This window comes from Pseudogulbenkiania ferrooxidans 2002, from assembly GCF_000174355.1.
GTDB lineage: Bacteria > Pseudomonadota > Gammaproteobacteria > Burkholderiales > Chromobacteriaceae > Pseudogulbenkiania > Pseudogulbenkiania ferrooxidans.
Genome location: NZ_ACIS01000003.1, coordinates 138,879 through 150,407, shown reverse-complemented (window position 1 = coordinate 150,407; position 11,529 = coordinate 138,879). Strand labels below are relative to the sequence as shown.

General features: G+C 65.8%; 12 protein-coding genes. 8 read left to right on the top strand and 4 right to left on the bottom strand.

Translation table 11 applies throughout. The features are described 5' to 3' along the window. Nucleotides 1–411: 411 nt before the first annotated feature. From FURADRAFT_RS05820 to FURADRAFT_RS05810, 3 genes are all read right to left on the bottom strand, one after another. On the bottom strand, nt 412–1,062 hold the full coding sequence (locus tag FURADRAFT_RS05820) for a flavin reductase family protein (protein WP_040652459.1): 651 nt from the start codon (nt 1,060–1,062) through the stop codon (nt 412–414). Between the two features lie 302 nt (nt 1,063–1,364). Continuing rightward, the gene (locus FURADRAFT_RS05815) at nt 1,365–2,030 is read right to left on the bottom strand and encodes an FmdE family protein (protein WP_008953197.1); all 666 of its coding nucleotides are present in this window, start codon (nt 2,028–2,030) and stop codon (nt 1,365–1,367) included. A 45-nt stretch (nt 2,031–2,075) separates the two neighbouring features. Beyond that, complete coding sequence (locus tag FURADRAFT_RS05810; RefSeq protein WP_008953196.1) at nt 2,076–2,828, bottom strand: SDR family NAD(P)-dependent oxidoreductase; 753 nt, start codon at nt 2,826–2,828, stop codon at nt 2,076–2,078. A gap of 211 nt (nt 2,829–3,039) precedes the next feature. Here FURADRAFT_RS05810 and FURADRAFT_RS05805 point away from each other — a divergent pair, with 211 nt between their 5' ends. From FURADRAFT_RS05805 to FURADRAFT_RS05775, 7 genes are all read left to right on the top strand, one after another. Next, nucleotides 3,040–3,591, top strand: a complete 552-nt coding sequence (locus tag FURADRAFT_RS05805) for a hypothetical protein (RefSeq protein WP_008953195.1) — start codon at nt 3,040–3,042, stop codon at nt 3,589–3,591. Nucleotides 3,592–3,702: 111 nt separating this feature from the next. Beyond that, nucleotides 3,703–4,044 carry an FKBP-type peptidyl-prolyl cis-trans isomerase gene (locus tag FURADRAFT_RS05800; protein ID WP_008953194.1) on the top strand — a complete coding sequence of 114 codons (342 nt, stop codon included), beginning with the start codon at nt 3,703–3,705 and terminating at the stop codon, nt 4,042–4,044. Between the two features lie 207 nt (nt 4,045–4,251). Next, complete coding sequence (gene modA / locus FURADRAFT_RS05795; RefSeq protein WP_008953193.1) at nt 4,252–5,010, top strand: molybdate ABC transporter substrate-binding protein; 759 nt, start codon at nt 4,252–4,254, stop codon at nt 5,008–5,010. A gap of 10 nt (nt 5,011–5,020) precedes the next feature. After that, nucleotides 5,021–5,692, top strand: coding sequence for a molybdate ABC transporter permease subunit (gene modB / locus FURADRAFT_RS05790; RefSeq protein WP_008953192.1), 672 nt, complete (start codon nt 5,021–5,023; stop codon nt 5,690–5,692). Between the two features lie 11 nt (nt 5,693–5,703). Beyond that, a complete protein-coding gene (locus FURADRAFT_RS05785) occupies nt 5,704–6,414 on the top strand; it encodes an ABC transporter ATP-binding protein (protein ID WP_008953191.1) in 711 nt (236 codons plus the stop codon). A gap of 91 nt (nt 6,415–6,505) precedes the next feature. Next, nucleotides 6,506–7,084 (top strand): nitrogen fixation protein NifQ, encoded by a 579-nt coding sequence (locus FURADRAFT_RS05780; protein ID WP_008953190.1) that lies wholly within the window; start codon nt 6,506–6,508, stop codon nt 7,082–7,084. 6 nt (nt 7,085–7,090) lie between these two features. Then, nucleotides 7,091–7,903: a TOBE domain-containing protein gene (locus tag FURADRAFT_RS05775; protein ID WP_008953189.1), complete on the top strand. Its 813-nt coding sequence runs from the start codon at nt 7,091–7,093 to the stop codon at nt 7,901–7,903. A gap of 161 nt (nt 7,904–8,064) precedes the next feature. Here the strand turns inward: FURADRAFT_RS05775 and fumC are convergent, their stop codons facing one another. After that, nucleotides 8,065–9,447, bottom strand: coding sequence for a class II fumarate hydratase (gene fumC / locus FURADRAFT_RS05770; protein WP_008953188.1), 1,383 nt, complete (start codon nt 9,445–9,447; stop codon nt 8,065–8,067). Nucleotides 9,448–9,823: 376 nt separating this feature from the next. On the opposite strand from fumC, the gene FURADRAFT_RS05765 reads away from it, so the two are divergent. Then, the gene (locus FURADRAFT_RS05765) at nt 9,824–11,350 is read left to right on the top strand and encodes a fumarate hydratase (RefSeq protein ID WP_008953187.1); all 1,527 of its coding nucleotides are present in this window, start codon (nt 9,824–9,826) and stop codon (nt 11,348–11,350) included. The last annotated feature ends 179 nt before the right edge of the window (nt 11,351–11,529 follow it).

Genomic DNA, 11,529 nt, shown 5'->3' with positions numbered 1-11,529 from the left:
CCATGGATCAAGCCATCCATCGCGGCAAACCGATCAGGAAACCATCAAGGCATCTTGTCCGAGGTGTGTTTCTTGCCCTGTTTCGCGGCTTTCTTCTCCTTGGGCGTCATGATGGGTGATTTCTTTGCTTCCTTGTTGCCTTGTCTGATCTTGCCCATGGTGAAACTCCTTGTGGATATCGATGTGTACACTGATCCTGATGCAGTATAGGACGCGCTACGGGCAGCACCATTTGGGGGGGCGGAGGTCGCCGGTTTCGAAACCAGCGGCACAATGCAGGCTTTAGCGCAGGCTCCGATTGCTTCTTCATGAATGTATTCGGAAGGCCTCGCAGAACCGGTGGCCGACGTTGTCGGTACGCTGTCGATACGACACGGCGTCAACGCCGGCCCGGCCTGCCGCGATTTGGCCTTACTGGGTGGTACGGCCGGTGGAGCGGTCGTCCCAGCCGCTCGGCCGCGACAGTTCGAAGTTGGCTTCCGAGCGGGTACGGCTGTACCACTTGCCGCCCATGCGGGCGATGATGTCCAGGCAAGCCGGATCGACGCGGCCGCGTTCGTCCAGTATCGACTCGTCGATGTGAGCCAGCAGCACTTCTCCCAGAATGATGTGGCACGACGGCTTGTGTTCCGGGTAGGGGTACAGCGCGGCCATCCGGCATTCGAAACTGACGCTGGCGCCCTCGACGCGCAACGGTTGGACGTGTTCCGACGCTTGACTCGGGATGTGACAGCGCTCGAACTCGCTGATGCCGTGCTCGTAGCCGAAGGCGGTGGCGTTCATCCGGTCTGCCATGGCAAACGGCACCAGGTTGACGACGAACTCCCCGGTTTCCTGGATGTTGCGGACGGTGTCCTTGAGGCTGCCGTCGCCTTGCACCAAGGGGGACAGCATCACCGTCGGCGGCGTGCCGGTCACCACCTGAAAGAAGCTGAACGGTGCCAGATTGCTGATGCCCTGGGCCGAGCGGGTGGATACCCAGGCGATGGGGCGTGGGGTCACGGTGGCGGTGAGCCATTGGTAGGCCAGCAACGGATCGGTCTTGGTGAAATCGATAATCATCGCGTCGACTTGGTTGCGGGCAGGCCCGCCGAGGCGGCCGCCCTGCCGGGTAGGCGAATGAAGGGAGGAGCGATAGCGGTAGCAAATACCGGCACCGGTCGTCGGCAGGAGGCCCGCTCTCATCCCGGCCACAAACATCATAACGGGAAAACGGGATGCGTGGCGGCGCTGCGGCCTGCGCGTGTTGATCCGGCATAGAGGAGGGGGCCGCTGTGCGATGGCGCCGCGCGACGGCCTCCGGCCAGCGGGTGAGGCACCACCTCCCGGGCATGGCTGCGCCAGTGATGCCAGATGGAGGAGGCTCAGAGCCTGACGACGATCAGCTCCGGGTCGTCCGCATGCTCGATCAGGATCTTCTTCACCCGGGCTTGCCAGAGTTCGGCGAATTCATGGGCTTCGGCCAACGTGGCGGTGCCGGCCATGATCCGCTGCAGCAGGGGGCCACTGAGTGGGCTGGGAGGCACCCGGCCGAGGTTGACGCCAAGCTGCACGGCGGCGCCGTTGTCCTTGCGCTGGAAGCGGACCTCGCCCTCGATCGCGGCATCGAAATGCAGCAGGTCGTGCCGCTTGAAGCGTCCCCCGATGCCCTTGAACCCTCCCGGACCGGCGGCACCGGTGATCAGGCCGATCACGCTGGCGATGACGCCGGTCACGCCCTCGTCCTGCGACTTGGCGAAGCTGACGTCGATCTCGCCGCGCTCCGGCACGTCGTCGGGGAACAGCACCTGCAAGGCGCGCCTCGCCATCAGGTAGGCGCTCGCCACGGTGGGGCAGGAGTGGCCGGCCAGGCGCACGGCATCGACGTAGTGATAGGTCAGCATGCCGTCGCTGCTGGCGCCGAGCAGGCCGGCCAGCTTGTCGTGAACCAGAATCGGGGGAACGGCGTCGAAAAAGGCGGGATAGCTCATGGTGGCGATACTCGGTGTGACAGTGACAACGGGGAGGTCGATGGCGATGCCGTGCGGCATCGCGAGCCGGCCTCCGTTCCTAGCAGGATAGGAGGCCGCTTGCGCTTAGCCAATGGTGTAACCGCCATCGACCACGATTTCCTGCCCGTAGATGTTTTTGGCCGCATCCGACACCAGGAACACCGAGGTCTCGGCGATGTCGTCGGGTTGGCCGAACGCCCCGGGGATCAGCCTGGCGGTGACCTGTTCCGCCACCTGGCCGAGCACCTCGGGCGGGAGACCCACCGTGCCCCACAGCGGGGTGCCGATGGGGCCGGGGGCGATGCAGTTCACGCGGATGCCTCTGGGCGCCAGTTCCGCCGCCAGCGTCTGCGACAGCGACTTCAGCGCCGCCTTGCTGGCGCTGTAGATGGCGAGCCCGGGAAAGCCGACCTGGGTGAGGAAGGTGGTGATGAACTGGATCGTTCCGCCCGGGCGGATGTGCGGCAGAAAGAGCCGGGCGGTTTCGGCGGCCCCGAACAGGTTGACCGAGAATTGCGTGTTGAACGCCTCGGCGCTGCTGTCCGCAAACGGCACCACGCGCGCGATGCCGGCGTTGGGGACCAGGATGTCGATCTTGCCGACGTGCCTGGTGGTTTCCTCGACCAGCCGCTGCAAATCCTCCTGGCGCGTCACGTCGCCGGTGACGGCGATCACCTGTCCGGGATGCGCCGCCGCCAGTTCCGCGAGCGCCTCGGCGTTGCGGGCGAAGGCGACCACGCGGGCGCCTTCCGCCACGTACCGCGTCACGATCGCGCGTCCGATCCCGCTGCTGGCCCCGGTGACGACGGCCACCTTGCCTTGAAGTCTGTTCTGCATGTTCAGTTACTCCGCTGATGTTGGTGAGGTGATAGTGGCGAAGCGGCGCGCTGTTTTCATTGACTGCCATCAACCGACTCGAGATCCGGCCGCCGCGCCGGGAGGGCGCGCCCGGCCCGGGCGTGACCGTCGCGAAAACCTTTCTCACTAGGGAGGCATGTGCCACGCTGAAAGGGCCGGCCATCGAGCGAAACCGGGGAGGGTAAAAATCATGTTCGACAAGGACCGTTTCATCCAGAACTGCCTGAAGGCGGTGGCCGACGGGCAGGGGGCCATTCGCGAGCTGGTGCAGGAGGCGGTGGCGGATAGGCAAGGCGTTATGGCCGGGTTGGGCGAGCCGCAGCATGCCGGCATTACCCCGCTCTATGCCGGCCCGGAACTCACCATCCTCAACTTCGTCTGGGCGCCGTGCATGAGCCTGATGCCGCATAACCACCAGATGTTTGCCGTGATCGGCATCTATTCCGGCCGTGAAGACAACGTGTTCTGGCGCCGCACGGCAGGCGGCATCGAGGCGGCCGGGGCCCAGTCACTCGGCACCGGCGAAGTGGCGACCCTCGGTCGCGACATCATTCATTCGGTGCTGAATCCCATCGGCAAGATGACCTGCGCCATCCATGTGTACGGCGGCGACTTCTTCCACCCTGCCCGGCCGAGAAGCGAGTGGGACCACGAAACGCTGATCGAGCGCCCCTGGGACGTGGAGGGGGTCAAAACGCTGTTCCGCGAGGCCGAAGCGCGTTTCAATGCCCCCCGGGCCTGAGCGCACCCTTGGCAGTGCCCGCTGCGGCGACGGCGGCGCAAGATGCGCTACAATTTCGGCCAACGTGCTGCGTGCAGCATTGACCGATGACCGAATCAACGAGAGTGCTTGATGAGTAACGAATTACAGGTTGTGGACATTCAACCGGGCGACGGCAAGGAGGTGGTCAAAGGCGCCTTGATCACCACCCAGTACAACGGTTTTCTCGAGGACGGCACCAAGTTCGACTCTTCGTACGACCGCGGCCGCCCCTTCCAGTGCGTCATCGGCACCGGGCGGGTGATCAAGGGCTGGGATCAGGGCCTGATGGGGATGAAGGTCGGCGGCAAGCGCAAGCTCTTCGTGCCGGCCCATCTCGCCTATGGCGAAAGGCAGATCGGCGCTCACATCAAACCCAACTCCAACCTCATCTTCGAAATCGAACTGCTGGAAGTGCTGACGCGGGACGACTGAGAGCGTCCCGGCCGGCCTCCCGTAAGGGTCGGCAGCGTCCACCTTTCCCCTCCCAAGATCCGGCCATTGCGCCCGGCCACGCGCGTCCGAGGTGACCGGGGCCGGACGCCTTCCTTGATGTAAATCAGCTTCTGTCGCGAGGGTTTTCGACAGCGTGATATATTGCTGTATATTACGCTCGATCGACATTTCAACTCGGAGACCAAGATGCCTCTCTCGCTGACGAAACGCCTTTTGGCCGCCGCCGTCATCGTTGCCGTCACCGGCCTGGTGCACGCCGGCGAGCTCACGGTGTCCGCCGCCGCCAGCCTCACCAACGCCTTCAAGGACATCGCTCAGGGTTACGAGACCAAGTATCCGGGTTCCAAGGTGTTGCTGAACTTCGGCGCCTCGGGCGCACTGCTGCAGCAGATGGCCAAGGGCGCCCCCGTCGACGTGTTCGCCTCGGCCGATCAGGAAACCATGGACCAGGCCGTGCAGCAGAAGCTGGTAGCGGCGAGCGAGCGGCATGATTTCGTGCGCAATAGCCTGGTGCTGATCGTGCCCGGCGACAGCAAGCTGGCGCTCAAGCGGCTGGAGGACCTGAATCAGGGCGGCGTGCAGAAGGTCGCCATCGGCAACCCGGCCAGCGTCCCGGTCGGCCGCTACACCCGGCACGCGCTGGAGGCCGCCAGGCTGTGGCAGGCGCTGGAAACCAAGGCGGTCACGACCCAGAACGTGCGCCAGTCGCTGGACTACGTGGCGCGCGGCGAGGTCGATGCCGGTTTCGTCTACGGCACCGACGCCGCCATCATGAAGGACAAGGTGAAAGTGGCGTTCTCGGTGCCGCTCGACCTCGCCATCCGTTACCCGATCGCCAAAACCGCCAGCAGCGCCAATGGCGACGAAGCCCGGCGTTTCGTCACCTACGTGCTGTCCCCGGCCGGGCAGGCGATCCTGGGCAAGTACGGTTTCTTGAAGCCCTGAGCGAGGACACATGGAATCGGCATGGACGGCGCTGGCGCTGTCGTTGAAGGTGGCCGGCTGCGCCACGCTGCTCAATCTGCTGCTCGGCGTGGGCGTGGGCTTCCTGCTGGCGCGGGGGCGTTTCGTCGGGCGTGACCTGCTCGACACCGTGCTGACCCTGCCGATGGTGATGCCGCCCACGGTGCTGGGCTTCTACCTGCTAGTGCTGGTGGGACGGCGCGGCTCGCTGGGCGCCTGGCTGCACGACAGCTTCGGCATCAATCTGATCTTTACCTGGCAGGGCGCGGTGATCGCCGCCTCCCTCGTGGCCTTTCCGCTGGTGTTCAAGCCGGCGCGGGCGGCGTTCGAGGCGGTCGACGGCCAGCTCGAGCAGGCGGCGCGGGTGCTGGGCGTCTCGGAGGCCGCGATCTTCTTCCGCGTCACCTTGCCGCTGGCCTGGCGCGGCATCCTGGCCGGGGTGCTGCTGGCCTTCGCCCGGGCGCTGGGCGAGTTCGGCGCGACGCTGATGGTGGCGGGCAGCATCCCGGGCAAGACGCAAACCCTGTCGATCGCCGTGTACGAGGCGGTGCAGGCCGGGCAGGACGACGTGGCCAATACCTTGGTGCTGATCACCTCGGTGGTGTGCATGGTGGTGCTGCTGGCGGCGGGACGTCTGGCCCCCGGCCGCATCGCCAACCAGTAGGAGAGCGGAGCATGCAGCTCGATATCGATATCCGCAAGACCCTGCATTCCGGCAAGCGCACCTTCCAGTTGCAGGTCCGCTTTCAGTCGGTGAGCCAGCGCATCGTCATCTTCGGGCCGTCCGGTTCGGGCAAGAGCCTGACGCTGAAGGCGATCGCCGGGCTGATGCGGCCCGACCACGGCCATATCCGCCTCGACGGCGAGACCCTGTTCGATGCCGGCGCCGGCATCGACCTTGCGCCGCAGGCGCGCAAGGTGGGCTACCTGTTCCAGGACTATGCGCTCTTTCCGCACCTGAGCGTGCGCCAGAACATCGGCTTCGGCCTGAAGCGCGGCTGGTTCAACCCGCGCGCTGCCGAGAAGAGCGAGGCGGTCGATTACTGGCTGGAGGCGTTGCATCTGAGCCACCTCGCCCACCAGATGCCCGGCGAACTGTCCGGCGGGCAGCGCCAGCGCACCGCGCTGGCGCGGGCGCTGGTGGCCGAACCCCGGGCGCTGCTGCTGGACGAGCCGTTTGCCGCGCTCGACCCCTTGTTGCGCCAGCGGATGCGGGAGGAGCTGGACGAACTGCAGCGCCGCCTGCAGGTGCCGATGGTGCTGATCACGCACGATCCGGAGGACGTGGCGGTGTTCGGCGAGCAGGTGCTGGCGCTGCACGACGGCATGATCGCTCCCGCCGAGGCGTGCCAGCCGCCGGGCGTGCTGCCGGCCCGGGCGTGTTGACCCGCGTTCCCTCTGCCCGGCGCCGGCGGACGGGCCGGCTGCGCTGTCCCATGACCTACCCACCCACCTCGACACCAGAAAGGCTCGCGACATGAGTGCTCTTTCTCTCTCCACGGCCACGGCGCCGCTGCCCCGTGACGAGTCGGCGTTGTTGGACCGGGCGATCGCCGGGGTGCTGCGCCATGCCCAGGACGGCGACTTGCCGCTGTTCGCCTGGACCCTCGGTCTGCCGCAGCCGGCGCTGCTGGCGATGCTGGCGCAGCGCTTCCCCGAGCTGGACCGTCTGGAGCCGATGCCGGAACCGGATTACGCCAGCATCCGCGCCGCGACGCCCGCCGGCTTTGCCGAGCTGGTCGCCCTGCTGGGGGCGCACCGCGCGCCCGATGTGCTGGAGGCGGAGGCCGAGTGGCTGGCACGCGCCGTGGCGGCGGCCTGCTTTGGCGAGCGGCCGTTGTCGGTGGACCTGGGGCTGAGCGGGCGGGAGGCGGTGTCGCGGCTCCTGGTGCGCTATTTCCCGTCGCTGTCGCGACGCAACCCCGCCCGCCGGAGTTGGAAATCCTTCCTGTTCGCCGAGCTGGCGGCCTCGCGTGCTGGCGCGGCGGCGCCGGGAGGCGCTGCGGGTCTGGGGCCGCGTGCGGGCTTTTCCGATTCAGACAGGCGAGGGTGCTAGCAAGCCATGGACACGAAAGACAACAGCATTGCCTTGTGCGGTTCGGTGTGGATGACGGTGGGCGGCGAGAATTTCGGTGGGGCCGGACGTATCGAATTGCTGGCCAAGATCGCCGAATGCGGCTCCATCACCCGGGCCGCCAAGGCCATCAAGATGAGCTACAAGGCGGCGTGGGACGCCATCGACGCCATGAACAACCTGGCCGGCGAGCCGTTGGTGGAGCGGCTGGTGGGCGGCAAGGGCGGCGGCGGCACGCGCCTGACGCCGCGCGGTGAGCAACTGGTGGAGAACTTCCGCATCATCGAGCGCGAGCACCGCCGTTTCATCGAGCAGCTGGGGCGACAGGCCGACAGCCTCGCCGACGATTATGTTCTGATCAGGAGGATGGGGATGAATACCAGTGCGCGCAACCAGTTCCTCGGCAAGGTCGTCGCCGTGAAGCATGGCGCCGTCAACGACGAAATCGAGCTGGAAGTCACGGGAGGGCAGAAGATCGTGGCCACCGTCACGCACGAGAGTGCCGAAGGGCTGGGGCTGCGGTCCGGCGCCGAGGCGTTTGCGCTGGTGAAGTCGTCGTCGGTGATCGTGCTGACCGATGGCGAAGGCGCCCGCTTCTCCGCGCGCAATCGTCTGAGCGGCACTATCGCGCGCATCGTGCCCGGAGCGGTGAACACCGAAGTGGTGATCGATCTGCCCGGCGGCATCGCCGTGGCCGCCATCGTCACCAACGACAGCAGCCAGGCACTCGACCTCGCCGTGGGCAAGACCGCCACAGCGATCTTCAAGGCGTCGAGTGTGATCCTGGGGGTGCCGGCGTAAGAACCTGTTTGCGATCTGCTGCGCTTCGGCGGTACGGCGTTAAAAACGACTTCGGAATGCTCATTTACCCCTCGTAAACTCCGCTTCCTCAGCCATTTTTGCCTTGTCTCGCTCTCGCTCGTGAGATCGTAAACAGGCTCTAAGCGTCGGCCGGGCTGCGCTCAGCCCACCATGTCCTGTGGCTTCACCCAGGCGTCGAACTGCTCCGCCGTCAGGTAGCCGCTGGCCAGCGCCGCCTCGCGTAGCGTCAGCCCTTCCTGGTGCGCTTTCTTGGCGATGGCTGCCGCCTTGTCGTAGCCGATGTGCGGATTGAGCGCCGTCACCAGCATCAGCGATTTTTCCAGCAGCTCGTCAATGCGGGCGCGGTTCGGTTCGATGCCGGCCGCGCAGTGCTCGTTGAAGCTGGTCATGCCGTCGGCCAGCAGGCGCACGCTCTGCAGGAAGTTGTGGATGATCAGCGGCTTGAACACGTTGAGCTCGAAGTTGCCGCTGGCACCGCCGATGTTGACCGCCACATCGTTGCCCAGCACCTGGGCGCAGGCCATGGTCAGCGCTTCGCTCTGCGTCGGGTTGACCTTGCCCGGCATGATCGAGCTGCCCGGCTCGTTCTCAGGAATGGTGATCTCGCCGATGCCGCAACGCGGCCCACTGGCCAGCCAGCGCACGTCGTTGGCGAGCTTCATCAGCGCAGCGGCCAGCGTCTTCAGCGCGCCGTGGCCGTGCACCAGCGCGTCGTGCGTCGCCAGCGCCTCGAACTTGTTGGGAGCGGTGACGAAGGGCAGGCCGGTGTCTTCGGCCAACCTTTGCGCCACGCGCACCGCGAATTCCGGATGTGCGTTGAGCCCTGTGCCGACCGCCGTGCCGCCGAGAGCCAGTTCACACAGGTGCGGCAGCGCGTCTTCGAGATGGCGCCGGCTATGCGCCAACTGCGCCACGTAGCCGGAAAACTCCTGTCCCAGCGTCAGCGGCGTAGCATCCTGCAAGTGGGTTCGCCCGATCTTGACGATGTCGGTGAACGCCAGCGCCTTGACGGTTAGGGTCGCCGCCAGCACGTCCAGCGCCGGCAGCAGGCGTTGTTCGAGCGCCGCCACCGCCGCCACGTGCATCGCGGTGGGGAACACGTCGTTGGACGACTGGCCGCGGTTGACGTGGTCGTTCGGGTGCACCATGCGCGCTTCGCCGCGCTCGCCGCCCATTAGCTCGCTGGCGCGGTTGGCCAGTACCTCGTTCATGTTCATGTTGGTTTGCGTGCCCGAGCCGGTCTGCCACACTGCCAGCGGAAACTCGCCCGGATGCTGCCCGGCGATCACTTCGCCGGCGGCGGCCTCGATCGCCCCCGCCAGCTCGGGTGCCAGGAGGCCGAGCTCGGCATTGACCCCGGCCGCGGCACGCTTCACCTGGGCCAGCGCCTCGATCAGCTCGGGCGGCATTTTCTCGCTCGAGATACGGAAGTTTTCCAGCGAACGCTGGGTCTGGGCACCCCACAGCCGCTTGGCCGGGACGGCGATCTCGCCGAAGGTATCGCGTTCCATACGGACGGACATGACAGTCTCTCCTGCACGAGAAGCAATTTTCCGAACCTGCTTCACGATATGTCGAGAGCGGATCGTGGATCGAGGTAGAGCGTAGGATGGGGGAGCGTAGCGAAACCCATCGTCGATGAACGCCGGCTGGCGCTCTCCGGTCTGCGGGATCACGCCCAGAGACGTCCAGCAAGATCGTGAACAGGTGCTTCATGAAGCCTAGCAGCCTGTCATGGGGGCGACAAGGCAGAAGCCGGGGCCGGAACGGTGTTACAATCGGCGGCTGGGCCGCTAAGACCAGCCGTATCGCGCTCCCGTCGGACGGCTGCTCTTGGCGGCTCCCGCGGCCAGCCCGCTGGCCACTCGTCATCACCCCACGTTTTTGCGAGACAGCCTCATGACCATCATCCGTCAGGAAGACTTCATCCAGAGCATCGCGGATGCCTTCCAGTACATCAGCTGCTACCACCCGAAAGACTACATCGACGCGCTGTACAAGGCGTATCAGCACGAAGAAAGCCCGGCGGCCAAGGACGCCATGGCCCAGATCCTGATCAACAGCCGCATGTGCGCCGAAGGCCGCCGTCCGATCTGCCAGGATACCGGTATTGCCGTGGTGTTCCTGAAAGTCGGCATGAAGGTGCAGTGGGACGCCGAGCTGTCGGTACAGGAGATGGTCAACGAAGGCGTGCGTCGTGCCTACAACAACCCGGACAACAAGCTGCGCGCCTCCGTGCTGCTCGACCCGGCCGGCCTGCGCAAGAATTCCAAGGACAACACCCCGGCCGTGGTGCACTTCGAGATCGTCGAAGGCGACGGCGTCGAGGTAATCTGTGCCGCCAAGGGCGGTGGCTCCGAGAACAAATCCAAGTTCTACGCGCTCAACCCGTCCGACTCCATCGTCGACTGGGTCATCAAGACCGTGCCGACCATGGGCGCCGGCTGGTGTCCGCCGGGCATCCTCGGCATCGGCATCGGCGGCACCCCGGAAAAGGCGATGCTGCTGGCCAAAGAATCGCTGATGGACCACGTCGACATCCACGAGCTCAAGGCCAAGGCCGACAGCGGCGCGGAACTGACCAAGGTCGAAGCGCTGCGCCTGGAAATCTTCGAGAAGGTCAACGCGCTGGGCATCGGCGCCCAGGGCCTGGGCGGTCTCACCACCGTGCTCGACGTCAAGATCCTGGACTACCCGACCCACGCCGCGTCGCTGCCGGTCGCCATGATCCCGAACTGCGCCGCCACCCGTCACATCCACTTCCACCTGGATGGCAGCGGCCCGGCCCACCTCGAAACCCCGAGCCTGGAAGACTGGCCGGACATCACCTACGACAGCTCCAACGGCAAGCGCGTCGATCTGGACAAGATCACCAAGGAAGAAGTGGCGAGCTGGCAGCCGGGCGACGTGCTGCTCTTGAACGGCAAGATCCTTACCGGCCGCGACGCTGCGCACAAGCGCATGGTCGACATGCTGAACAAGGGCGAGAAGCTGCCGGTGGACTTCACCAACCGCTTCATCTACTACGTCGGCCCGGTCGATCCGGTACGTGACGAAGTGGTCGGCCCGGCCGGCCCCACCACCGCCACCCGCATGGACAAGTTCACCCGCCAGATGCTGGAGCAGACCGGCCTGCTGGGCATGATCGGCAAGGCCGAGCGCGGCCCGGCGGCGATCGAGGCGATCAAGGACAACAAGGCGGTGTACCTGATGGCCGTCGGCGGCTCCGCCTACCTCGTCTCCAAGGCGATCAAGGCCTCCAAGGTGGTCGGCTTCGAAGACCTCGGCATGGAAGCCATCTACGAGTTCGAAGTGAAGGACATGCCGGTGACCGTGGCGGTGGATTCCTGTGGCACCTCGGTGCACAACACCGGCCCGGCCGAATGGCGCGTCAAGATCGGCAAGATTCCGGTCGCCACCGCCTGATGGCGTGTTGTTGAACGCACGCTGAACTCTTCGGCCAACGTTGGCCGAAGGCCAAATCCACACCCCCGCTTGCGCTGCAGGCGGGGGTGTTTTGTTTGGGGAGGCGCTCAGTCTGTTGGCAGATGATGGTTCTGCGGTGTGGAGGAGGAAGGGACTGCTTGGGGATGGGCTGCCTACTC